This is a genomic window from Serratia sp. Tan611 (assembly GCF_905188235.1).
Taxonomy (GTDB): domain Bacteria; phylum Pseudomonadota; class Gammaproteobacteria; order Enterobacterales; family Enterobacteriaceae; genus Serratia_B; species Serratia_B rhizosphaerae.
In genome coordinates, this window is the sequence record NZ_LR994655.1 from 1,355,661 (window position 1) to 1,379,398 (window position 23,738).

Annotated in this window: 24 protein-coding genes and 1 riboswitch; of the genes, 12 read left to right on the forward strand and 12 right to left on the reverse strand. The window is 59.6% G+C overall.

Annotated elements, in window-relative coordinates:
* Positions 1–249: 249 nt before the first annotated feature.
* On the reverse strand, positions 250–1,167 hold the full coding sequence (yvcK, locus tag TAN611_RS06400) for a uridine diphosphate-N-acetylglucosamine-binding protein YvcK (RefSeq protein WP_105230196.1): 918 nt from the start codon (positions 1,165–1,167) through the stop codon (positions 250–252).
* 417 nt (positions 1,168–1,584) lie between these two features.
* A riboswitch (molybdenum cofactor riboswitch) is annotated at positions 1,585–1,723 on the forward strand.
* On the opposite strand from yvcK, the gene moaA reads away from it, so the two are divergent.
* The 7 genes from moaA (at position 1,710) to TAN611_RS06435 (ending at position 5,903) form a co-directional block, all read left to right on the forward strand.
* A complete protein-coding gene (gene moaA / locus TAN611_RS06405) occupies positions 1,710–2,696 on the forward strand; it encodes a GTP 3',8-cyclase MoaA (protein WP_105230197.1) in 987 nt (328 codons plus the stop codon). Its footprint overlaps the riboswitch before it by 14 nt.
* A gap of 29 nt (positions 2,697–2,725) precedes the next feature.
* Positions 2,726–3,238 (forward strand): molybdenum cofactor biosynthesis protein B, encoded by a 513-nt coding sequence (gene moaB, locus TAN611_RS06410; RefSeq protein ID WP_105230198.1) that lies wholly within the window; start codon positions 2,726–2,728, stop codon positions 3,236–3,238.
* 4 nt (positions 3,239–3,242) lie between these two features.
* Entirely contained in the window at positions 3,243–3,722 is a 480-nt protein-coding gene (gene moaC / locus TAN611_RS06415; protein ID WP_105230199.1) for a cyclic pyranopterin monophosphate synthase MoaC, read from the forward strand.
* Positions 3,719–3,964 carry a molybdopterin synthase sulfur carrier subunit gene (moaD, locus tag TAN611_RS06420; protein ID WP_187043492.1) on the forward strand — a complete coding sequence of 82 codons (246 nt, stop codon included), beginning with the start codon at positions 3,719–3,721 and terminating at the stop codon, positions 3,962–3,964. Before moaC ends, moaD begins: the two co-directional genes overlap by 4 nt.
* A gap of 2 nt (positions 3,965–3,966) precedes the next feature.
* Positions 3,967–4,419, forward strand: coding sequence for a molybdopterin synthase catalytic subunit MoaE (gene moaE / locus TAN611_RS06425; protein WP_105230201.1), 453 nt, complete (start codon positions 3,967–3,969; stop codon positions 4,417–4,419).
* A gap of 128 nt (positions 4,420–4,547) precedes the next feature.
* A complete protein-coding gene (locus TAN611_RS06430) occupies positions 4,548–5,258 on the forward strand; it encodes a Bax inhibitor-1/YccA family protein (protein WP_015671410.1) in 711 nt (236 codons plus the stop codon).
* Positions 5,259–5,459: 201 nt separating this feature from the next.
* The gene (locus TAN611_RS06435) at positions 5,460–5,903 is read left to right on the forward strand and encodes a DUF2628 domain-containing protein (RefSeq protein WP_187043490.1); all 444 of its coding nucleotides are present in this window, start codon (positions 5,460–5,462) and stop codon (positions 5,901–5,903) included.
* Between the two features lie 37 nt (positions 5,904–5,940).
* Here TAN611_RS06435 and TAN611_RS06440 read toward each other — a convergent pair whose 3' ends face one another.
* The 6 genes from TAN611_RS06440 to cecR all read right to left on the reverse strand — a co-directional run bounded on the left by TAN611_RS06440 (position 5,941) and on the right by cecR (position 12,064).
* Complete coding sequence (locus TAN611_RS06440; protein ID WP_187043489.1) at positions 5,941–6,270, reverse strand: hypothetical protein; 330 nt, start codon at positions 6,268–6,270, stop codon at positions 5,941–5,943.
* 74 nt (positions 6,271–6,344) lie between these two features.
* Positions 6,345–7,451 carry an ABC transporter permease gene (locus TAN611_RS06445; RefSeq protein ID WP_160027863.1) on the reverse strand — a complete coding sequence of 369 codons (1,107 nt, stop codon included), beginning with the start codon at positions 7,449–7,451 and terminating at the stop codon, positions 6,345–6,347.
* 9 nt (positions 7,452–7,460) lie between these two features.
* The gene (locus TAN611_RS06450; protein ID WP_160027861.1) at positions 7,461–8,615 is read right to left on the reverse strand and encodes an ABC transporter permease; all 1,155 of its coding nucleotides are present in this window, start codon (positions 8,613–8,615) and stop codon (positions 7,461–7,463) included.
* A complete protein-coding gene (locus tag TAN611_RS06455) occupies positions 8,615–10,348 on the reverse strand; it encodes an ATP-binding cassette domain-containing protein (protein ID WP_203067758.1) in 1,734 nt (577 codons plus the stop codon). The genes TAN611_RS06450 and TAN611_RS06455 overlap by 1 nt, the downstream gene beginning before the upstream one ends.
* A 9-nt stretch (positions 10,349–10,357) precedes the next feature.
* Positions 10,358–11,344: a secretion protein HlyD gene (gene hlyD, locus TAN611_RS06460; protein WP_203067405.1), complete on the reverse strand. Its 987-nt coding sequence runs from the start codon at positions 11,342–11,344 to the stop codon at positions 10,358–10,360.
* Positions 11,345–11,356: 12 nt separating this feature from the next.
* Positions 11,357–12,064 (reverse strand): transcriptional regulator CecR, encoded by a 708-nt coding sequence (gene cecR, locus TAN611_RS06465; RefSeq protein WP_160027857.1) that lies wholly within the window; start codon positions 12,062–12,064, stop codon positions 11,357–11,359.
* A 329-nt stretch (positions 12,065–12,393) separates the two neighbouring features.
* On the opposite strand from cecR, the gene rhlE reads away from it, so the two are divergent.
* Positions 12,394–13,761 (forward strand): ATP-dependent RNA helicase RhlE, encoded by a 1,368-nt coding sequence (rhlE, locus tag TAN611_RS06470; RefSeq protein WP_105230209.1) that lies wholly within the window; start codon positions 12,394–12,396, stop codon positions 13,759–13,761.
* A gap of 119 nt (positions 13,762–13,880) precedes the next feature.
* On the forward strand, positions 13,881–14,828 hold the full coding sequence (dusC, locus tag TAN611_RS06475) for a tRNA dihydrouridine(16) synthase DusC (RefSeq protein ID WP_105230210.1): 948 nt from the start codon (positions 13,881–13,883) through the stop codon (positions 14,826–14,828).
* On the opposite strand, the gene TAN611_RS06480 is transcribed toward dusC, so the two are convergent.
* The 3 genes from TAN611_RS06480 to ansP all read right to left on the reverse strand — a co-directional run bounded on the left by TAN611_RS06480 (position 14,818) and on the right by ansP (position 19,215).
* On the reverse strand, positions 14,818–15,570 hold the full coding sequence (locus TAN611_RS06480; RefSeq protein ID WP_105230211.1) for an arylamine N-acetyltransferase: 753 nt from the start codon (positions 15,568–15,570) through the stop codon (positions 14,818–14,820). The two genes, dusC and TAN611_RS06480, sit on opposite strands and share 11 nt — an antisense overlap.
* 120 nt (positions 15,571–15,690) lie before the next feature.
* Positions 15,691–17,547, reverse strand: coding sequence for a hypothetical protein (locus TAN611_RS06485; protein WP_203067406.1), 1,857 nt, complete (start codon positions 17,545–17,547; stop codon positions 15,691–15,693).
* A gap of 201 nt (positions 17,548–17,748) precedes the next feature.
* Positions 17,749–19,215: an L-asparagine permease gene (gene ansP / locus TAN611_RS06490; RefSeq protein WP_203067407.1), complete on the reverse strand. Its 1,467-nt coding sequence runs from the start codon at positions 19,213–19,215 to the stop codon at positions 17,749–17,751.
* A 700-nt stretch (positions 19,216–19,915) separates the two neighbouring features.
* Here ansP and TAN611_RS06495 point away from each other — a divergent pair.
* The gene (locus TAN611_RS06495) at positions 19,916–20,353 is read left to right on the forward strand and encodes a MarR family winged helix-turn-helix transcriptional regulator (RefSeq protein WP_105230214.1); all 438 of its coding nucleotides are present in this window, start codon (positions 19,916–19,918) and stop codon (positions 20,351–20,353) included.
* A gap of 40 nt (positions 20,354–20,393) precedes the next feature.
* Here TAN611_RS06495 and TAN611_RS06500 read toward each other — a convergent pair whose 3' ends face one another.
* Positions 20,394–20,831 (reverse strand): PACE efflux transporter, encoded by a 438-nt coding sequence (locus TAN611_RS06500; RefSeq protein ID WP_111737547.1) that lies wholly within the window; start codon positions 20,829–20,831, stop codon positions 20,394–20,396.
* A 121-nt stretch (positions 20,832–20,952) separates the two neighbouring features.
* On the opposite strand from TAN611_RS06500, the gene TAN611_RS06505 reads away from it, so the two are divergent.
* Positions 20,953–21,834, forward strand: coding sequence for a LysR family transcriptional regulator (locus tag TAN611_RS06505; protein ID WP_203067408.1), 882 nt, complete (start codon positions 20,953–20,955; stop codon positions 21,832–21,834).
* Between the two features lie 9 nt (positions 21,835–21,843).
* Here the strand turns inward: TAN611_RS06505 and TAN611_RS06510 are convergent, their stop codons facing one another.
* Positions 21,844–22,407 (reverse strand): DedA family protein, encoded by a 564-nt coding sequence (locus tag TAN611_RS06510; protein ID WP_160027843.1) that lies wholly within the window; start codon positions 22,405–22,407, stop codon positions 21,844–21,846.
* A 90-nt stretch (positions 22,408–22,497) separates the two neighbouring features.
* Between TAN611_RS06510 and TAN611_RS06515 the strand changes: the two genes are divergently transcribed.
* The gene (locus TAN611_RS06515; protein WP_203067409.1) at positions 22,498–23,601 is read left to right on the forward strand and encodes an adenosylhomocysteinase; all 1,104 of its coding nucleotides are present in this window, start codon (positions 22,498–22,500) and stop codon (positions 23,599–23,601) included.
* Positions 23,602–23,738 lie beyond the last annotated feature (137 nt).

The window sequence follows — 23,738 nt, forward strand, 5'->3', positions numbered from 1 at the left end:
GCAGGTGCGTTGGCTGCGCTCAGTCACCCGAATCACTGACCTGAGTCAGCTCATCGGGATTTCTTCCCTTGCCGCCTGCCTGCAACTCTAATTATTTAGGGTATATACCCGCGATACTTAAAGCTGCAGGTGCGTTGGCTGCGCTCAGTCACCCGAATCACTGACCTGAGTCAGCTCATCGGGATTCCTTCCCTTGCCGTCTTCCTGCAACTTGAATTATTTAGGGTATGCCAAAGGAAAGACTGACCGCTAACGCCGTGTCGCCAGCTGGTTCAGCGCCTGGTCGATCGCCTGACGCAACAGTTGACGATCGTGGCGGTAAGGAATATCGCTGGCTTCCAGATTCTGCTGAATCACCAGACGATCCTGTACCGATTGCGTATTGGTCTGCGGGCCGACGATCAGCGCGTCGACCATGACACGGCCGATTTTCGCCTCCATCAGCGCCAGCTTGTCGCGCAGCGACAGCGAGGCGGCGGCGACGCTCAGCTCTTTACCCAGATTGTCGATATAGATCATGCTGGCGCTGCTGCGGCGTAGGGCGCGGGCCAGATCCTCAAGCAGCAGCAGCGGCATCAGGCTGGTCAGAAAACTGCCTGGCCCAATCAGGATCAGGTCCGCCTGCGCGATGGCCTCCATGGCTTCGCGGGTGGCGTTGACGTGCGGTGACAGCATCAGCTCCTGCGGCATATCGGTAAGCTGATCGACGTTCACTTCACCGTAAACGTGGTTGCCTTCGTGATCGTGCGCCATCAGATCCACCGGCTGCTCCGACATCGGGATCAGCGCCGCATCCACCTTCAGCAGATTGCGGATCAGATTGATAGCCTCCAGCGGGCGTACGCTGAGGTGATCCAGCGCCTTCAGCATCAGATTGCCCAGGTTATGGCCGGCCAGTTCGCCGTTGCCGCTGAAGCGGTATTCAAACATCGCGGAAGCGACGCTGGGCTCGGTAATCAGCTGGTTGAGGCAGTTGCGGGTATCGCCCCAGGCGATGCCGCCTTCCGAGCGACGGATGCGGCCGGTGGAGCCGCCGTTATCGGTGGTGGTGACGATGCCGGTCAGACGCGAACCCAGAGAAGAAAGCGATGACATCACGCGGCCAAGGCCGTGGCCGCCGCCTAATGCGACGACGCGGTCCAGATCGGCCAGGGTACGATTACGCATAACATTCCTTATACCCGACGTTATGTGGACGCCGCAGGTAATATTAATTTTTTATACCCATCATATTTTAAGCTACCGGCGTGTTGGCTGCGCGCAGTCACCCGCATCACTGACCTGAGTAAGCGCATCGGGATGCCACCTGCCTGTAACTCGAATTATTCAGGATATATATAACGGACAGATAATCGGCATAAAGTAGCGGATTTGAGTGAAAAAGGCGAAAAAGAGTGTGATTCGGGTGATTTTAGTCAATTCCGCTGGCTGAGCGGCGGTTATGATAGGCGCACGGCGTTCAATAGCCTAAAAGCGCTATATACACAATTACATAGCGAAACGGCGCGTTGGCTATTCGCCGCGTTTAGCGCTAGAATTTTGCTGAAAACCACGGTTTCATTGCGGTTGCTGCGGCAATTCGCGTTGAGATCACAACTCCTAGCCCCTGCGCCTACGTCGTTTTGCGATATGGCGCCCGGGCCGTGGCGAAGTCAGCCACCAGGGTGCGAGATAGAAATGTCCGCATCTCCCGTATTTGGAAAGGTGTTATGGTGCCCCAACTTACCGATGCTTTTGAGCGCAAGTTCTATTACCTGCGCCTGTCGATTACCGACGTGTGCAACTTCCGTTGCACGTACTGCCTGCCGGACGGCTACCAGCCGAGCGTCAGCCCCAAAACCTTCCTGTCGCTGGATGAAATCCGCCGCGTCAGCCGCGCGTTTGCCGAACTGGGCACCGAAAAGGTGCGCCTGACCGGCGGCGAACCCTCGCTGCGCCGCGACTTTACCGAGATCATTGCCGCCGTGCGGGAAAACCCGGCGATCCGTCAACTGGCGGTCACCACCAACGGCTACCGGATGGCGCGCGACGTGGCGCGCTGGCGTGACGCCGGTCTGACGGCGATCAACGTCAGCGTCGACAGCCTGGATGCGCGCCAGTTTCACGCCATTACCGGTCAGGACAAGTTCCGCCAGGTGATGGCGGGCATCGACGCCGCCTTCGAGGCCGGCTATGACAAGGTGAAGGTGAACGCGGTGCTGATGCGCGACGTCAATCACCAGCAGCTGAATACTTTCCTGGCCTGGATTAAACCGCGGCCGATCCAACTGCGTTTTATTGAGCTGATGGAAACCGGCGAGGGCGGCGAGCTGTTTCGCCAGCGCCACGTTTCCGGCGAGGTGATCCGCCGGCAGCTTGAACAGCAGGGCTGGCAGCGCCAGCCGCGCGGCCGCAGCGACGGCCCGGCGCAGGTGTTCCGCCATGCGGACTATCAGGGGGAAATCGGCCTGATTATGCCGTATGAGAAGGATTTCTGCGCCAGCTGCAACCGGCTGCGGGTTTCCGCCATCGGCAATCTGCACCTGTGCCTGTTCGGCGAGCAGGGCATCCCGCTGCGCGACCTGCTGGCGGAAGATCGCCAGCTGGAGGTGCTGAAACAGCGCATCCAGAGCGGCCTGCTCAGTAAGAAGCAGACGCATTTTCTGCACCAGGGCGACAGCGGCATTACGCAGAATCTGTCGTTTATCGGCGGCTGAGTCCGCCGTATCTTCAGGGAGCATCCTCTATGAGTCATGCCAGCAGTGAATTTCTTGCGGCGCGTATCGCCGTTCTGACCGTTTCCGACAGCCGCAGCGCCGCGGAGGATACCTCCGGCGACTATCTGCAGCAGGCGGCGCAGGAGGCCGGGCATCAGGTGGTCGCGCGCGCGCTGGTCAAAGACAATATCTACCAGATCCGTGCGCAGGTTTCGGCCTGGATCGCCAGCGACGAGGTGCAGGCGGTGCTGATCACCGGCGGCACCGGTTTTACCGCGCGCGACAACACGCCGGAGGCGCTGACTCCGCTGTTTGACCGCCAGGTGGAAGGCTTCGGCGAACTGTTCCGCATGGTGTCCTACGAAGAGATTGGCACCGCCACCATTCAGTCGCGCGCCGTGGCCGGCATCGCCAACCAAACGGTGATTTTCGCTATGCCGGGCTCGACCCGAGCCTGCCGCACCGCCTGGGAGCGCATTATTGAATCGCAGCTGGACGCGCGTAACCGTCCCTGCAACTTCCAACCCCATTTAAAGAAATAACGCCATGAGTCAGTTAACCCACATTAACGCCGCCGGCGAAGCCCATATGGTGGACGTCTCCGCCAAGGCGGAAACGGTGCGTGAAGCGCGCGCCGAAGCCTTTGTCGAGATGCAGGCGGCGACGCTGGCGATGATCGTCGAAGGTCGTCATCACAAAGGGGACGTGTTCGCCACCGCGCGCATCGCCGGCATTCAGGCTGCCAAACGCACTTGGGAGCTGATCCCGCTGTGCCACCCGCTGATGCTCAGCAAGGTGGAGGTCACGCTGGAGGCGCAGCCGCAGCATAACCGGGTGCGGATTGAAACCTGCTGCCGCCTGACCGGCAAAACCGGCGTCGAGATGGAAGCGCTGACCGCGGCGTCGGTTGCGGCGCTGACCATCTACGACATGTGCAAGGCGGTGCAGAAAGATATGGTTATTGGCCCGGTGCGGCTGCTGGCGAAAAGCGGCGGAAAATCCGGCGACTTTGAGGCGGCATCATGATTGATATTCTGTTTTTTGCTCAGGTGCGGGAGCTGATCGGCACTGATAAGCTGCGTTTGCCGGCGGAATTCGCCACCGTCGAGTCGCTGCGTCAGGCGCTGTGTCTGCGCGGCGATCGCTGGGCGCTGGCGCTGGCGGCCGACAATTTGCTGATGGCGGTGAACCAGTCGCTGGTGGCGGCGGAACACCCGCTGAGCGCCGGCGATGAAGTGGCGTTCTTCCCGCCGGTAACCGGAGGCTGAGGGTGGACAACAGTCGTATTCGCGTCCAGCGCGCGTTATTTAACGTCGGCGAGGAGTATGCCTGGCTGGCGCAGTGTGATGATGACGGCGCGGTGGTGACCTTTACCGGCAAGGTGCGCAATCACAATCTGGGCGACAACGTCAGCGCCCTGACGCTGGAGCACTATCCCGGCATGACCGAAAAAGCGCTGGCGGAGATCGTCGTCGCGGCGCGCGAACGCTGGCCGCTGCAGCGGGTCAGCGTGATCCACCGCATCGGCGAAATGTTCCCCGGTGATGAGATCGTGTTTGTCGGCGTCACCAGCGCCCACCGCAGCATGGCCTTTGAGGCCGCCGAATTTATCATGGACTACCTGAAGACCCGCGCGCCGTTCTGGAAGCGTGAAGCCACCGAGCAGGGCGAACGTTGGGTTGAAGCGCGCGACAGCGACCAGCAGGCGGCAAAACGTTGGTAAATTAACGGTAAACGGCGGCAATAAATCCACACTTTTGCTCACGGCCGCCGCCGATATTCTGTGATACGCTTATTACAGGTGGGGGAATGGCCCCCGTACAGTTGTTTCACAAGTAAAAGGTAACCGTCATGGACCGATATCCACGCTCCAATGGTTCTATCGTCGAACGCGCCGGCAGCGGCATTCAGGCCTATATGGCGCAGGTGTACGGCTGGATGACCTGCGGCCTGCTGCTGACCGCCTTCGTCTCCTGGTATGCGGCCAACACGCCGGCGATTCTCAACTTCATCTTCTCCAGCCAGATTACCTTCTTTGGCCTGATTATCGCCCAGCTGGCGCTGGTCTTTGTCATTTCCGGCATGGTGAACCGGCTGAGCGGCGCGGTGGCGACCTCGCTGTTTATGCTCTATTCGGCGCTGACCGGGCTGACGCTGTCCAGCATCTTTATCGCCTATACCTACACCTCGATCGCCAGCACCTTTGTGGTGACCGCCGGGATGTTCGGCGCGATGAGCCTGTACGGTTACACCACCAAACGCGACCTCAGCGGTTTCGGCAGCATGCTGTTTATGGCGCTGATCGGCATCGTGCTGGCGTCACTGGTGAATATCTGGCTGAAGAGCAGCGCGCTAATGTGGGCGATCACCTATATCGGCGTGGTGGTGTTTGTCGGGCTGACGGCGTATGACACCCAGAAGCTGAAGGCGATGGGCGAACAGCTGAACGCCGATGATAAAGACAGCTTCCGCAAGTACGCCATCGTCGGGGCGCTGACGCTGTATCTGGACTTCATCAACCTGTTCCTGATGCTGCTGCGTATCTTCGGCAACCGCCGCTAACGCACCGGATGGCCGGCGGCCATCGCGAGCTATCTGTCTTTCTGCATAAAGCCCTGGCAACAGGGCTTTTTTACGCCCATCCGCGTTACATAATATAAACGAATAATCAATAATACATTGACATTACTTATGTCATTGCGTTGAATAATCGCGCTACAGGATGGTAATCATTAAATTTTGTGATGATAGAAAGAGGATTTTATGAGTCAGGATAAAGAGCTTAGCCCTAAGTGGCAGGCGCGTTTTGATTTTTTTGATAGCGTCGGCGGCGATATTACCTCCCCGGAATACCGCAAGAAAATTAAAGAAATTAGCTTCTTTGGGCGCATGAAGTACATATTTAATTTCTTCGCCTTTTTCTTCGGCATTATCTATATGTGCATTCTGGGCCTGTGGAAAAAGGGGCTGGTACTGTTTGTCGGCGCTGGCGTGCTGAACGTGATTGTCGCCATGGTGGAGTATGCGAACGGCGGCCATTATGATTCGGTCTACCGTGCGTTGAATATTTGCTATGCCGGTCTTTGCGCTACGGTGGCCAACTATGCCTATTACCTGAAGGAAGTGCGGGGGATACAGGGCTGGAACCCGTTTGAAGGCTTCAGCAAGCGTTCAGCGGCGAAAATTGCCGCCCGTCGCGAAGGCTAAAGCAGACAAAAGAGGCCGTGTTCGCGGCCTCTTGGGTTTATCCTGCCATCGTCACCGCGATAATTAACAGATACAGCGCAAACAGCACCAGCGAGAACAACAACGCCAGCGCCGCACGCCACTTCAGCGTCGATTTGAACAGCCCGACCAGCGACAGGTAAAACACTATCAGGTTGGCGAACAGGTTGATGCCTATCAGACCCAGGACCACCAGGGCCAGCCATGCAGTCATCTCTTCCGGTTGCAGTAGGCCGATCAGACCGACCGCAGCCAGAATCAGTATATTGACCCCGGTCAGCCGAAAGGCAAAGCGGACCATATTATCGAATTCGTTATTCTTAACCTTGACGGCATTTTCCTGAGACAAATCGCGCTCTCCTTTGGCGATAAAGATAAAAACTCCCACGTAGCCTAGACGGTGACGGGCCGTCCCGCCAGCCGTCAGGCGATTTTCCGCCGGAACATGGCGTAGGCGGCGCTGCCGGTGGTGGCGGTAATCACCAGCAGCGGCCACAGGCTGCCCCAGATGATGTCAAAGCTGGCATCCTTCAGGTAAATCTGCTTGGTGATGTCGGTAAAGTGGCGGATCGGATTGGCCCAGGTCAGGTTCTGCAGCCAGACCGGCATATTTTCCACCGGCGACACGTAACCCGACAGCAAAATGGCCGGCATCATAAACACAAACACGCCGATAAACGCCTGCTGCTGGGTGGCGCACAGCGCTGAAATCAGCAGCCCGAATCCCACCAGCGACAGGCCGTACACCAGCATGGTGAAATAGAACAGCAGCAGCGAACCGGCAAACGGGATCTGGTACATAAAGATGCCGATCAGCAGCACGATCGAGGCCTGAAAGGTGGCGACGATCAGCGCCGGCACCGCCTTGCCGATAAAGATTTGCCAGGTGGTGAGCGGCGAAACCAGCAGCTGCTCCAGCGTGCCCTGCTCGCGTTCCCGCGCCACCGACAGCGAGGTGACGATCATTACGCCGACGGTGGTGATCATCGCAATCAGCGACGGCACGACAAACCATTTGTAATCCAGGTTGGTGTTATACCAGTTGCGCACCACCAGCTCGCTGTTGTTGGGTTTTTGCCGTCCGTTCAGCAGCTCCTGCTGATAGTCCTGCACGATCTGCTGCACATAGTTGGCAGCGATCTGCGCGCTGTTGGAGTTGCGCCCGTCGAGAATCAGCTGCAGCGGCGCGCTGTTGCCGTTGGCGATATCGCGTGAAAACTGCGCCGGAAAGCGGATCAGCAGCAGCGCGTGCTGATTGTCGATGGCGTGGCGGATCTCCTGCGGGCTGCGCAGCATCAGCACGTGGGTAAAAGCCTTGGCCTTGGCGAAGCGCTGGGTCAGTTCAACCGAGGCCTGGCCGTTATCTTCGCTGTACACCGCGATGGTGGCGTTGGTCACCTCCAGCGTGGCGGCAAACGGAAACAACAGCACCTGCAAGATAACCGGCAGCACCAGAATGGCGCGGGTTTGCGGGTCGCGCAGCAGCGACTGCATCTCTTTGACAATCAGTGTCCAAAGGCGATGAAACATCTCAGGCTCCTAGTCCAGACGTCGCTGGGTTTTCCAGGCGGTCAGCCCGATAAACAGCACGGCGGAGGCGATTAAAAACAGCAGATTGATCAGCAGCATGCTGCCGATATTGCCCGCCAGAAACAGCGTTTTCAGCGTGCTGACGAAATAGCGTGCGGGAATGATATAGGTGACGGCGCGCACCACCGCCGGCATGCTGTCGATCTGAAAGATAAAGCCGGACAGCATGATGGACGGCAGAAAGGCGGCGTTCAGTGCCACCATCGCGGCGTTGAACTGATTACGCGCGATGGTGGAGATCAGCAGCCCCATGCCCAACGTGCTGATGAGAAACAGGCTGCTGATAACAAACAGCAGCAGCAGCGAGCCGCGGTAGGGCACGCCGAACACCCACACCGCCACCACCATGCACAGCAGCATGGCGAGCATGCCGAGGACATAGTAGGGCACCAGTTTGGAGAGCAGCAGCTCGCTGCGCGTCACCTGCGTCGACAGCAGGGCCTCCATGGTGCCGCGCTCCCACTCGCGCGCCACCACCAGCGAGGTGAGGATGGCGCCGATCACCGTCATAATGATGGTAATGGCACCGGGGATAATAAAGTGCTGGCTGATGGCCGCCGGGTTGAACCAGTAGCGCATCTGCACCTCAATCAGCGGTTTGTCGTCGCGCCCGCGATCTTCGGCGCGCTGCTGCTGCCAGATCTGCCATACGCCCTGGGTATAACCCTGTACGAAGTTGGCGGTGTTCGGTTCGCTGCCGTCGGTGATCACCTGGATCGGCGCGCTGTCGAACGGCCGCGCCATACGCCGGGCGAAATCGACCGGGATCACCACCAGGCCGCGGATCTCGCCGGCCTGCATCTTGCCGATCAGCGCCTGGCGGTTATCGCTGATGGTCGGATCGATATAGGGCGATCCGGCAAAGGCGTTGACCAGATCGCGTGCTTCTTCGCTCTGTTGCTCCACCAGAATGCCGAGGCGCAGCTTGCTGGAATCCAGGTTGATGCCGTAGCCGAAGATAAACAGCAGCAGCAGCGGGATCAGAAACGCGATCAGCCAACTGCTGGGATCGCGCAGGATCTGCCGCGTCTCTTTCAGACACAGGGCGCGCACCCGGCGCCAGGAGAAGGCACTGTCGCTGCCGATAGCCGGATTATCGTTCATCACTGCTCCTCCCGGTCGTAACTCTGCACCAGTTCGATAAACGCCTGTTCCATTGACGGGTTGGGGTTTTGCTCGTTGGCAACCTGCTGCTTCAAATCATCCGGCGTGCCGGCAGCGATGATTTTGCCGCGATACACCAGCCCGATGCGATCGCAGTATTCCGCCTCGTCCATAAAGTGGGTGGTCACCATCACCGTCACGCCCTTGTCCACCATGCCGTTGATATGCAGCCAGAATTCGCGGCGGGTCAGCGGGTCGACGCCGGAGGTGGGTTCATCAAGAAACAGAATGTCCGGCTCATGCATCAGCGCGCAGGCCAGCGCCAGCCGCTGTTTGAAGCCGAGCGGCAGCGCATCCGGCGCCTGATTGATGATCGGGGCGAAGTTAAAGGCGGCGGACATTTCCGCCATTTTCTGCCGCTGTTTTTTACCGCTCAGGCCATACACGCCGGAGAAAAACTTAAGGTTCTGCGCCACCGTCAGGTTGCCGTACAGCGAAAACTTCTGCGCCATGTAGCCCAGATGCTGACGCGCCTTACCGGAGCTGGTTTTCAGGTCCATCCCCAGCACCAGCGCCTTGCCGTCGCTCGGCACCAGCAGGCCGCACATCATTTTGAAGGTGGTGGATTTGCCGGCGCCGTTGGGGCCGAGCAGGCCGAAAATCTCGCCGCGCTTCACCTGAAAGTCCACATGATCGGTGGCGGCGAAGTCGCCGAACTTTTTCGTCAGGTTCTGCGCTTCAATCACGGTTTCCGTGCTGTCGCCGCTGACGGACGGCATAATCGCCGCCAGCGCGGATTTGCTGTTCGGCCCGCCGCCGAGCAGATCGATAAACGCATCCTCAAAGCGCGGTTCCGCTTCGCTCAGCGCGACGTCGGGAATATTAAGATCCTGCAGCACCTGCTGATGATCGGCGTCCGGTTTCAGGATCAGCCGCAGGTATTTGCCCTGGATCACGCCGTCGGTTACCGTCGGCAGACAGATCGCCTGTTGCAGCAGCGCGCGGTGACTGCCGGCCGGCGCCGCCAGCAAAATGCTGCGCCCTGCCATGCGCCGGGTCAGCGTCTGCGGCGCGCCGCTGAACAGCAGCTGGCCTTCGTTCAGCAGCAGCACTTCACGGCACTGTTCGGCTTCGTCGAGGTAGGAGGTGCTCCACAGGATCAGCATGCCGTCGTTGGCCAGTTCGTGCACCATGCGCCACAGCTCACGGCGTGAAATGGGATCGACCCCGACGCCCGGCTCGTCCAGCAGCAGCACCTGCGGTTCGCCGATCAGCGTACAGGCCAGCCCCAGCTTCTGCTTCATCCCGCCGGACAGTTTGCCGGCCAGCCGGCCGGTGAAGCGGGTGAGATCGGTAAATTCAAGCAGGCGCTGAAAAGTGGTGCGACGCGCTTCGCCGGTGACGCCGCGCAGATCGGCATACAGCGTCAGGTTTTCCATCACGGTCAGATCTTCATACAGGCCAAACTTCTGCGGCATATAGCCCAGAATGGCGTGCAGCCGGCGATCGTCAGCGATCGGGTCCAGACCGGCGACCCGCAGCGTGCCGGCGCTTGGCTTCAGCAGCCCGGCCAGCATGCGCAGCAGGGTGGTTTTCCCCGCGCCGTCCGGGCCGACCAGCCCGGTAACCGCGCCGCTGCGCAGTTGGGTCGTCAGGCTGGCGACCGCCGGTTTTTCCAGATCGGGAAAGCGTTTTTCCAATCCCTCAAGATCAATGGTGTGGCCCTGTTCCATCATTTTTCCCTAAGGTTGAGAAAAATGCAGGGTGACCGGCATGCCCTGACGCAGCGCGTCATCCGGGTCGCTGACGATCACCCGCAGGCGATACACCAGATCGGTGCGTAAATCGGTGGTTTCCACGCTTTTCGGCGTAAATTCGGCGGTCGGCGACACAAAACCGACCTTGCCGTGGTACGGCTTGCCCGGCCGGCTGTCGGTATACAGCGTCATTTCGCTGCCCGGCACCGCCTTGCCGAGGTCGGCTTCGCTGACGTAGGCGCGCACCCAGACCGGCTGGGTCAGCGACAGGGTCAATACCGTACTGCTGGCGCTCAGCATGGTGCCGGGCTCCACCGCGCGGGTCAGGATGGTGCCCGCCGACGGCGTGGTGAGTTGGGTGTCCTGCAGGTCCAGTCTGGACTGGGCCAGCGCCGCGCTGGCCTGCGCCAGTTCTGCTTTGGCCTGTTCAATCTCCTGCGGTCGGTTGCCGCTCAGGTATTGCGACAGTTTATCTTTTGCCGCCTGCAGATTGGCCTGCGCCTGATTGCGGGCGGTGCGCGCATCTTCCAGCGCATCGGCGGAGGTGGCCTTTTTCGCCCACAGCCCTTGCTGACGCTGTAAAAAACTGTTGGCGTAGTTGAACGCTGACAGTTTCTGCGCCACTTCGGAGCGCACCTGGGCGATCTCCTCATCACGATAGCCGGCCTGCAGCAGCGCCAGCTTGGCCTGCGCGCTGCCGACGTTGGCCTGCGCCTGCAGCAGGGCGTTCTGATACGGGCCGTCGTCGAGTTTGCCGAGCAACTGGCCCGGCTTGACGGTATCCCCTTCGTCAACCGTCAGCGACGCCAGCCGGCCGCTGACGCGGAACCCCAGATTCACGGTGCGGATATCGACATTGCCGTAGAGGGTCAGCGGCTTCGCCTGCCGCTGTTCGTAATACCAGATGCCGGCCGCCACGGCGGCGATCACTATTGCTACGACCACCACCAGGGTAACGCGTTGCTTGTTCATATCTCTCCCTGCCTATAACGGTAAAACGTCGGGGCCGTTGCCGTAACGCTGGCGCAGGCCGTTAACCAGTAAATCAATATGTTCCGCCAGCACGGCGGCGACCTGCTTTGCCTCTTGCACGCCGATCTGCCGCCAGCCGGCTTGCCGGCGGATGGTTTCCCGCGCCACGCGAAACGACAGCACTTCGCCGAGCAGCGCATGGGTGTGCAAAATCACTTTGGTGGAGCCGGCCTCCAGGCCGGTGTAGGCCGCCAGCAGTTGGCTCAGCTTACCGTGCAGCGGCGCCACCACCTGCTGGTGAATCAGCGGATAGGCGTCGGTGGGGGAGAGCTGCTCGCGCGACATGATTTTGCTGAGGTTGAGCGTGTGGGTCTGGGTCATCAGCTCACTGAAGGCCAACAGGCCGCGTTTCAGATGCTGCAGGTACAGTTCGGGGCGGCGCTGTTCGGCCGGCAGCAGCCACAGGCGGTCAATTTCGTCCGCCAGCGGTTGAAAGGTCTGCTGAATAAAGTCGGCGATCCACTGGGCGACCGCCAGATACAGGCCTTCTTTGGAGTTGAAATAGTAGGTGATGGCGGCGATATTCTGCCCGGCGCGCTGGGCGATGGCGCGGGTGGTGGCGCCCTGCAGACCGTATTCGCCGAAGACTTCTATCGCGGCGGCAATCAGCTGCTGCCGCGCCTGTTCGCCGCGTGGGTGATGATTTCCTGCAGAAGACATAGGCACGCTACCCGCAAAAGTTAATCAATCATTTGATTAACTTTAGACCTGAGCGGACAAAATGCAAGCGAAAAGCGCGGCGGATATTTTCGGGTGAATCAGCCGATTAGCGGCATAATGTGCGCTGCCCGGCGAAATTTACCTTTTCTTGTTCGACATCTGTTACAATCGCCCGCCTGGTGCACTTGCAGTTTGTGCCAATCCCTCGTGGTATGCCGGGGATATGCGAGCGATAATGCCGCTGTCCCTATGCCCCGTCTGATCATCCTCCCGGGAAACTGCACCGAACATTTGTTTAGGTTAGGGGGGAGCTGGAGCTTTTCTCTACTATGTCATTTGAAACCCTCGGCTTGAGTGCCGAAATCCTGCGTGCCGTTGAAGAACAGGGCTATCGCGAACCTACGCCGATTCAACGTCAGGCGATCCCGGTAGTGCTGGAAGGACGCGACCTGATGGCCAGCGCCCAGACCGGCACCGGCAAAACCGCCGGCTTTACCCTGCCGCTGCTGCAGCTGCTGAGCAGCAAACCGAGCGCGGTGAAAGGCCGCCGCCCGGTGCGCGCGCTGATCCTGACGCCGACCCGTGAACTGGCGGCGCAAATCGGCGAGAACGTCCGTGCCTACAGCCAGCACCTGCGCCTGCGCTCGCTGGTGGTGTTCGGCGGCGTCAGCATCAACCCGCAGATGATGAAACTGCGCGGCGGGGTGGATATTCTGATCGCCACGCCGGGCCGCCTGCTGGATCTGGAACATCAGAACGCTGTTGACCTGTCCAACGTGGAAATCCTGGTGCTGGACGAAGCCGACCGCATGCTGGATATGGGCTTTATTCACGATATTCGCCGCGTGCTGGCCAAGCTGCCGGCGAAACGTCAGAACCTGCTGTTTTCCGCCACCTTCTCCGACGATATCAAGGCGCTGGCCGGCAAACTGCTGCACAACCCGGCATCGGTGGAAGTGGCGCGCCGCAACACCGCCTCTGAGCAGGTGACGCAGCACGTTCACTTTGTCGACAAGAAGCGCAAGCGGGAACTGCTGTCGCAGATGATCGGCGAAGGCGACTGGCGTCAGGTGCTGGTGTTTACCCGCACCAAACACGGCGCCAACCATCTGGCCGAGCAGCTGAATAAAGACGGCATCACCGCTGCCGCGATCCACGGCAATAAAAGCCAGGGCGCACGTACCCGGGCGCTGGCTGATTTTAAAGACGGCCGTATTCGCGTGCTGGTGGCGACCGATATCGCGGCGCGTGGTCTGGATATCGACCAACTGCCGCACGTGGTGAACTATGAGCTGCCGAACGTGCCGGAAGACTACGTGCACCGCATCGGCCGTACCGGCCGTGCGGAACGCACCGGTGAGGCGATATCGCTGGTGTGCGTCGACGAACACAAACTGCTGCGCGATATCGAACGCCTGCTGAAGCGCGAAATTCCGCGCATCGCCCTGCCGGGTTATGAGCCGGATCCGACCATCAAGGCGGAACCGATCATCAACGGCCGTCAGCAGCGCGGCGGCCGCGGTAACGGTAACCCGGGACGCGGCAACGGTAACGGCGGCGGACAGCGCGCGGCCAACGGCGGCGGTCAGCGAGACAACCGCGGCAACGGCGCCCAGCGCGCCCGTCCGCAGGGCGAAGGCAAACCGCGCAGCGGCGCGCCGGCCCGTCGTCCGCGCCGTAGCCGACCGGCGGAGTAAACGCCCGCAGCATGCATCAGGCCGCCGTTTATCGGCGGCTTTTTTGTGTCGGCAGAGGCTTGTCTGCGCCGGGCGGCACTCGTATTATGTCTGGTCTTTTTTTGCAGGGTGGTTGAATAATGCGCGTTTTACTGGCGCCGATGGAGGGGGTTCTCGACTCGTTGGTGCGTGAACTGCTGACCGAAGTGAACGATTACGATCTGTGCATCACCGAGTTTTTGCGCGTGGTCGACCAACTGCTGCCGGTCAAGTCGTTTTACCGTCTCTGCCCGGAGCTGCGCCACGCCAGCCGCACCCCCTCCGGCACGCTGGTGCGCATCCAGCTGTTGGGGCAGCACCCGCAGTGGCTGGCGGAAAACGCCGCCCGCGCGGTGGCGCTGGGCTCCTACGGCGTCGATCTCAACTGCGGCTGCCCGTCAAAAACCGTCAACGGCAGCGGCGGCGGCGCGACGCTGCTGAAAGACCCGGAACTGATCTACCGGGGCGCCAAAGCGATGCGCGCCGCCGTGCCGGCCGAGCTGCCGGTAACGGTAAAGGTGCGCCTGGGCTGGGACACGCCGCAGCACAGTCTGGAGATCGCCGATGCGGTGCAGCAGGCCGGCGCCAGTGAACTGGTGGTGCACGGTCGCACCAAAGAGGACGGCTATAAAGCCGAGCGCATCAATTGGGCGGCCATCGGCGAAATCCGCCGCCGCCTGAATATCCCGGTGATTGCCAACGGTGAAATCTGGGATTACGCCAGCGCCCGCCGCTGTATGACAACCACCGGCTGCGATGCGGTGATGCTGGGGCGCGGCGCGCTGAACATCCCCAACCTGAGCCGGGTGGTGAAATATAACGAGCCGCCGATGCCCTGGCCGCAGGTGGTGCAGCTGCTGCAAAAATATGTGCAGTTGGAAAAGCAGGGCGATACCGGTCTGTACCACGTGGCGCGCATCAAACAGTGGCTGGGCTACCTGCGGAAAGAGTACGCCGAAGCCGGCGACCTGTTCGCCCAGGTGCGTGCGCTGAAGAGTTCCGGGGAGATTGCGCAGGCGATTGCCGCCTGCGCGGCCGCTATAGCCTGATGGCGAAGTGACGCAGCAGCGCCGCGCGCCGCTGCTGCTCGTCATGCAGCGTGCTTTCCGTACGCTGATGGTCGGCGGTAATAATCAGTTTGTTATCGCTCAGCGTAATGCGACCGTTGGCGGTAGGGCGGGAGCAGATAAGCCGCTGGGTAAACCCCGACTGCGGAGAATGGCTGTGGTAGTGGCACATGGCGTCAAACTCGTCGAACTCGCGCGGCTGCAGCGTAAAGCGATACAGCGTTTTGGCATGTGAGTTGCGATCGCCGTTACGCCGCTCCAGATAAAAATAGTCGCCCTCCTGCTCCAGATGAAAGGTGCCGCTGGCCTGCGGCTGCGGCGTATCATCCAGGGTCAGCGGCGTCAGAAAGGCGTCGCCGAAGCCGACGTCCACCAGATAGGGTCGGTCCAGCGTGACGATCAGCGCCAGATGGTCAAACGGCGGGCCGAAGTGGCCGTCGCGGGCGCGCACCTCACCGGCAACCGCCGTCACCGTAAAACCGAGCTGCCGCAGCAACGCGGCGAACAGCCGGTTCAGTTCATAGCAGAAGCCGCCGCGCCGGCGGTTGATCACCTTGTCGAACAGCGCCTGTTCGCGCAGGTCGATGCCCTGATGGTAAATAATACTCAGATTTTCAAACGGCACCGCCAGCATATGGCCGTGGTGCAGGCGTTGCAGCGTGTCCAGATCCACACGCGGCGTGGCGTCAAAGGCGATGTGTTGCAGGTAGCGTTGAATATCCACGGTTGCGCTCGCAGAAAAGGGGCCGATAGCCACAACATAGCGGGCTTTATTCCCCGTCGGGAATCAATACGTGCGGCGAGTGGGAAAATGCCGCCCCGGGCGGGGCGGCGCAAGTAACGGTTACCAGGACTTGTTGGGATTGCGGGAAACGATGTTGATCCGCTGGCACAGCAACTGGCTGATATCCAGCGAGGCCGGGCTGGCGGCGCTGCCGGCAAAGCCTTTCAGGGTGATCACGATACGCGCGTAGTTGGCATAGCCCTCAGGCAGCGGCAGATACTCATCGGCATTTAACGCGGTAATGCGATCCGACGTCAGGGTGAGCGGCGTGCCGGCCGTAAGCGTACCGGCGCGGCCCCACTGACAGGTTTTCTCACGGATGGTGACGGCGCCGGCATCGCCCTGCAGATCGTAGCGCCCCCAAAAGGTGTTGATGGCGATGTCCGGGTTGCCTGTTCCCTGCGGGTTGGTCAGCGTACAGCGCCACAGCACCAGATCGTCTTTGGCTATCGGCAGGTACAGCGCAATCTGCTTCGCCTTATCGCCCGCCGTTTTGGTGGTGGCGGTAATCACGCCATTTTGCAGCGTCAGCGCCAGATCCGAACTTTCGGTCTGCGAGATGCGCGTGCCGCTGGCGGCGTATACATTGTTGAGCTGTAACGCATTAGCTTCTTTCCACGCCGGTTCCGGCAGATGGTTCACCCCATCTCCGAGATACAGCATGCGCCACATATTGACGTGCCCCGGCGCGCCGATGTTTTTCATCTCAATATGGCCGTTCGACCAGCCTTTCTTGATATCGGCATTGATCAGATCGAAGCCGTCGATATAGCACTTGCCGTTTTTTTCCTCCGATTTATCAAAGAAGAAATAGTCGACGTATTGATAGGGCTGGCCGACAACGACCTTACCATTCTTGTCCGTCGAGGTGTCCGCCAGGCTGGTTTTCACGCTGTGCCAGATGCTGTCTTTAATCTTCACTTTGGCGCCGTTGCTGCTGGTAAATACCGGGCGGTAGTTGCGCGAATGCTCATTGCCCCATTCAAAGTGGCAGTCTTTAAAGTTCAGCGTGCCGCCCCGCAGATCGAACAGGCCATGGTCTTTATTGGTCTCGGCCAACTGATCGGTTTCGTTGTTAAAGCCGCTGTAATCAAAGGAACAATCGCGGAAGAACAGGGTATGCACGCCCTGATAATGGTTTCTGTTGCTGCCGAACAGGCTTTTGTAAAACACGATTTTTTCGCCGGCGTTGCTGGCGCTTTGCGACCAGATCGGCCAGTTACAGCTGCTGACCATGATGCTGTGCCAGCTTTGGATATAGGCGTTGTTGCCAAAGAGGATGCCCTTATGCAGGTTGCTGAGCCAGACGTTTTGCACCAGCAGCTGTGCGGCGGGTTTACCAAAGACGTTCATGGCGTCGGTATAGACGCACAGGCCGCTCAGACCGCCGTTTTCACTGCGATTGCCGACGATGCGCAGGTTATAAATCGCCGGCGCACCCATGCAGTAAAGCACGCGTACGCACTCGGTGGTTTTTGAGTCCGGATTGCGAAAGTCGAGGATGGTGCCTTTAAAGTCGATAGAGTTTTTCCACAGCTTTAAATAGGCGGTGGTTTTACAGACGCGCACGCCGCCCGGCCCGATCAGGGTAATGCCGGCCGGGGTGCTGGGAATTTGCACCGAGCCCCATTCCTTTTCATTCACCTGCAGGAAATTATTGGCGCGGGTGATGGTTAACGCATAGTCGTCCGCATCACCTGGCTCATACCACCAGTCGATATGGTAATCGCCGTTGTTGATATTGCGCTTCCAGCGACGCTTTTTGCCGTCGTGTAATACGGTGGCGCCGTTATCCGGGCTGGTGAGATCGTTATCGTCGCGGGTAAACAGGCCATGATGGTAGCGGTTTTCAATCATGAGCGCCGTTTCATCACCGCTATAGGCCTGCAAATCTGCGTAGTCCGGAAGAGAGATCATAGCTATTTCCTCGTGTGTTCGCCGCACTGGGCGTAGTGGATTGATTAACTTTCGTTAACCCGTTCATGGATGATTGGGATACGTCAAGTTACGCCAACGGAGGGCGGGGAATAAGCGATGGCGGTTGTGTGGCGGCTCAGCGCGCTGGGAAGGGGGAGTGCGGGAAAACGGGGGCGGGCGCCGCCCCCGGAAAGAGTCTTGTTATTTCAGGGATTGCTGTTCATGGGCTTGCTGCTCCAGCCGCACCTCTGCGGCGCGTTTACGCAGGCCGAACCAGCCGAGCAGCAGCAGGATGGCCAGCAGCGGAATGGTGGCGACGGTCCAAGTGCCGTTCGGGTAATCGAATGCCATCATTACCACCACCACCGCCAAAAACAGCAGCGTCAGCCAGGAGGTGTACGGAGCGCCCGGCATTTTGAAGCTGACCGGTTTGGCCTTGCCCTCTTTGATGGCTTTACGCAGGCGCAGCTGGCAGACGATGATAAACACCCAGGAGGTGATAATGCCCAGCGAGGCGATGTTCAGCACGATTTCAAACACCTGCGACGGCACCAGATAGTTGAGGATCACGCCGATCACGTAAATGCCGCAGGTCACCAGAATGCCGGCGTACGGCACCTGCTGGCTGCTCATTTTGGCCATAAACTTCGGCGCGGAACCGCCCATCGACAGCGAGCGCAAAATACGGCCGGTTGAGTATAGGCCGGAGTTCAGGCTGGACAGCGCGGCGGTCAGCACCACGATATTCATGATGGTGCCGACGTAAGGCACGCCGAGCTTGCTGAAGAAGGTGACGAACGGGCTCTGGCCGGCCTGATAGGCGTTCCACGGCAGCAGCAGCACCAGCAGCACCACGGAGCCGACATAGAACAGGGCGATACGCCAGATCACGCTGTTTATCGCCTTCGGCAGCATTTTTTCCGGGTCTTTGCATTCGCCGGCGGCGGTGCCGATCAGCTCAATGCCGGCAAAGGCGAAGATGACCCCCTGCACCAGCACCAGCGCCGGCAGCAGGCCGTGCGGGAACAGGCCGCCGTTATCGGAAATCAGGTGCAGGCCGGTGGTGTTGCCGTCAACCGGCTTATCCAGGCCGAGGAACACCACGCCGACGATCAGGAACAGCGCAATGGCCGCCACCTTGATCAGCGCAAACCAGAACTCCATTTCGGCGAACCATTTTACGCCGATCATATTCATGGTGGCGACGATGCCCAGCGCGCCGAGGGCGAACAACCACTGAGGTACGTCGGCGAAGGTGCCCCAGTAATGCATATACAGCGCGACGGCGGTGATATCGACGATGCCGGTCATCGCCCAATTGAGGAAATACATCCAGCCGGCGACGTAAGAGGCCTTTTCGCCGAGGAACTCACGCGCATAGGAGACAAAACTGCCGCTGGAGGGGCGGTGCAGCACCAGCTCGCCCAGCGCGCGCAGAATAAAGAACGAGAAGATGCCGCAGGTTAGATACACCAGCGCCAGTGCCGGACCGGCCAGTTCCAGGCGTCCGCCGGTGCCGAGGAATAAACCGGTGCCGATGGAGCCGCCGATGGCGATCATCTGGATTTGCCGGTTGCCCATGCTTTTGTGATAACCGGATTCATGGGAGTCCAACCAACGTCTTCTGGCCGCGTGTTTATCATGCGCGGATTTTGTGTGTGATTTCATTATCCGTCCTGTTTCCTGTCTATTGTTGAGCCCGCTCAACAGCTAAGCAAACGATTGCGGTCGCAACCGCTATAAGAATGAAGTCATGGCATCACTCTTGTTGTTTATTGTTTGTACACAAATCATTAAATAACGGCGAGGCATGCTACCTTTTCTGCTTAAACGAGGCAAAAAATAAGAGAGTTAAATCGTTATTAAGTGTGTTTGTTTTTTAATCTTTTTAAAAAGATGTTGTTTATCATATCGATAGATAGAGCGGCAGGATATTAACAGAAAAAATTGAATTGTGATTAACTTCTCACTATTAACCCTCAATCTTAGCAAGGTAATATATTCTTCAGCGTTCAGGAGGCCGGGGAAAATATATTTATCGGACTTTTCCCGACGTATCGTGATAATGCTAGCGCACCGTCATGTACGGCTTACCCTGCGCTGAAACCACAGGCTATATTGCGTCCAGTGAAACCAACGCCTCTACCGTGCGGTGTCACTGTGTTCAGCGTTCGCCGTTTCTGGTCAGCAAAAGCATTCCACTACTTTATAGTCCGCCATTATTTTGTGTGAAAATTATATTTAATATATTGAATTTAAAGGGTATTACTGAGCTGGTCAACAGGTCGGATCTCTCATACAATGGTCGGGTAGCACCACACAGCAAAAAGATATTTATAACGATAAAATCGATCGTAGAGGACATATTATGGGCGACCAATCACCTATCACGCTTGATAAGTTGATGTGCTTTGCCGTGTATTCGACCAATCTGGCGTTGAACCGCGTGTATCAGCCACTGCTGGATGAGATGGGCCTGACCTATCCGCAATATCTGGTATTGATTTTACTACTGGAACAGGACGGGCTGACCGTCGGCGAGATTAGCGAACGGCTGTTTATTGACGCCAGCACCACCACGCCGTTGCTGAAACGGCTGGAAAGCCACGGCTATGTGGTACGGGTGCGCAGCAGTGAGGATCAGCGGCAGGTGCACGTGCGGGTAACGCCGCAGGCGCGGCAGCTGCGTGAGGGCATCGACAGCCTCTATCCACAGTTGCTGTGTTCGGCCGGGCTGGATGAAACACGGCTGCGCGGACTGAAGCAGGAGCTGGAAGCGGTGCGCAGCGCGTTGACGGCGCGCTGAGCTATCCGGGCCGTTACGCCAGCGCGTAACGGCTGACCGGTCAGGCGGACTCTTCCGCCGGCAGCGCCGAAGCCGGCAGGCCGAACAGCTTATCGAACGCCCAGTTATAGACGAAGGTGTAGCACGGAATAATGACGATCAGCGCCATATCCAGCAGCAGCGCCTGCGTCAGCGAAATCCCCATCCACCAGGCAATCAGCGGAATCAGGTACACCACCAGCGTCAGTTGAAAACCGACGGCGTGCAGAATGCGCCGTTTCACCGTTCGGGTGCGCGACGCCTGGCGGCTCTCCCACCATTCAAACAGACAGTTATAGATAAAATTCCAGCTGACCGCGATGGTGGTGATGATCACTGCCAGCGGCCCGGTGCTGCTGGGGGCGCTGCCGGACAGTAGCGCTAATCCTAGCGCGGAAATCGTCATGCCGATAATTTCATAGGCGGTGATATAAACCAGTTTGCGTTTGACGCCTTGCATGTTGCCTCTCTCATTGATTGTTCTGACCGGGGTGACGCCCGGCGTATCGGCGGCTAAGATAACGTCAACCTTATTGATAGAAAAAGTCAGGAGCTGTCAGTTTCTCTGACAGGTAGCGGGTATGAATTTCACCAGCGACAATATTGAGCTGTTCTTGGCGGTACTGGAGCGCGGTTCGTTTTCCGCCGCCGCGCGCGCACTGCGGCGCGTGCCTTCGGCGGTCAGCATGGGGATCGCCAATATGGAGGCTGAACTGGGCTTTCAACTGTTCGATCGCTCACACCGCGAGCCGACGCCGACCGCCATGGCGTTGGCACTGGCGCCGCACGCACGCCTGATTGCCGATCAGCTGAAACAGCTGCAGATCCACGCCATTGAACTGTCTCAGGGGCTGGAGAGCACGCTGTCGATCGGCGTGGCGTCGGACATCAATACGGAAAAGCTGCTGGCGGCGGTGAAAACCTTGTCCGAACGTTATCCGCTGTTGAATATCGAGTTGCTGAGCGCGCCGCAGGACGAGGCGCTGCATCTGCTGCATCAGGGGCGGGTGAGCGTTTGCCTGGCGTTTGGCGGGCTGAACGTCAATATCAAGGAGCAGTTCCATTTTGTCGGCAGCGAGTCGCTGATCGCCACGCTGTCGTCGCGGCATGCGGCGTTGGCGCAGGGCGGGGAGCGTCTGTTCCTGGAGGATCTGGTCAACGTGCGCCAGATCGTAGTTGCCAGCCGGGATCTGCCGATGGCCGATCTGCGGCCGCGGGTGGCGGAAACCTATTGGCGCACCGACAGCCTGCAAACGGCGCTGAACATGGTGGAGGCCGGGCTGGGGTGGGGCAACTTCCCGCAGTCGCTGATTGCGCCGCTGCTGGCACAGGGGCGGCTGACGCGGCTGACGTTTAAAAACACCAAAAATGAGCTGCGCCTGCCGATGCACCTGATCTGGCTGAAGAATCAGCCGCTGCAAAAAGCCGCACGCGAACTGGTGGCGCTGATGCAGGCGCCATAGACGCCGTAATCACTGCTCTGTGCGCCGATGCCACCAGCGGCGCGCCAGCCACAGCGCGGCGGCAACGGCGGCCAGCAGCAGCACGACGAACAGCTTATTATGGAAGCCGTTAATCACGCGCTCCAGCGCCTGACCGCCGAAATACCCCAGCAGCACGAAGATCGCTGACCACAGCAGCGCGCCGAGAATATTCAGCGGCACAAAGCGCGAAGGCGGCAGCCGGCTGGCGCCGATCAGCACCGGGCCGATAATCCGGAAGCCGTACATAAAGCGTACGCCAATCACAAACAGCATCGGATGACGGGCAATCAGCCGCTTGGCGCGGTTGATGCGCTGACGCTGGCTTTTCAGCCGGGCGATCGCCCGGCCGCCGAAGCGTCGGCCGGCAAAGTACAGCAGCTGATCCCCCAGCGTGCCGCCGAGCGCCACCACCGCCATCACCCAGGGCAGATGCAGCAGCCCCTCGTGCGCCGCGATGCCGCCGAGAAGGGTGATGGTTTCCCCTTCAGCCAGACAGCCGATAAACAGCGCCCAGTAACCATAATCCGTAATATAGTGGGCCAAATCGGTCATGGTGATTCCTTATCTTATGACTATCACAGGCTAAGTATACTCGCCCTGGCCGAGGCTGTGCGGCAGGGGCGTTCACTCAAGGAGTAAACAATGTATCAGGATTTTGACCGCGAACTGGCATGGGCGATGCGCCATATGCCGCGTACCCGTGCGGCGGTGGCGGCGCTGCCGGATCTGCAGGGCGTGCGGCTGGCGTGCAACATGCATCTGGATCTGAAAATGGCGCCGCTGGTGGCCGGCCTGCTGGAGAAAGGGGCGGAGATTTACCTGACCACCTGCAACCCGACCACGGTGCAGGATGACGTGGTGGCCTGGCTGACGCAGCGGGGCGCGCAGGCGCACGCCTGGCGCGGTATGTCCGACGCCGACTGGTCCGACTCTTTCGACCGCGCGCTGGCCTGGGAGCCGACGCACCTGTGTGAGATGGGCGCGGATCTGACCACACGGCTGCATCAGTCGTCCGGCGGGCCGCAGATTAAAGCCGGGCTGGAGGCAACCGGTTCGGGCATCAGCCGTCTGAACGGTGTGTCGCCGCGCTATCCGATTTTCAACTGGGACGATCTGCCGGTGAAAGAGGGGCTGCATAACCGGCATATGGTCGGCCTGACCGCCTGGCACACCTTTTTCCAGACTACCCACCTGACGCTGCATGAAAAACAGGTGCTGGTGATTGGCTACGGGCTGGTCGGGCAGGGCGTGGCCGCGGCGGCCAGGGCCTATGGCGGGCAGGTGACGGTGGCGGAAGTGGACCCGGCGCGTGCGTTACAGGCGCGCTATGACGGCTGGACGGTGATGGATTTAGATCAGGCGGCGCCGCAGGCGGAGGTGATCGCCACCGCCACCGGGGCGAAAAACGTGTTGTCCGCCCGCCAGTTGGCGCAGCTCAGGGACGGCGCGTTTATTCTCAACGTCGGCCATGTGGCGGAAGAGATTGACGTCGCCTTCCTGCAGCGCCTGCCGCATCAGGAACCGATGCCGTTTGTCGACGCCTATCGGCTGGGGGACAAAACGCTCTATCTGCTGGCGAACGGCTCGATGTTTAATCTGACGGCCGGCTACGGCGACAGCCTCAACGCCTTTGACGTCACGCTGGCGGTGATGGCGGCCGGCATCGGCCATATTGTCGGCGACGGCGCGGCACAGCCGGCGGGGCTGTATCTGCTGCCGCAGTCGGCCTGGCAGCCGGCGCTGTAAAGCGGCCAGACCGCGGGCGTGAGCGCCGCCGCGCCCGTGGTTTAAGCCGTGTGATCCCGACAGAATTTGTCACAAATGGGCGTTAAGAATCACGGTGCCAACTCCATACGCCTCCCTTATACTTTCCTGCAGTTTTT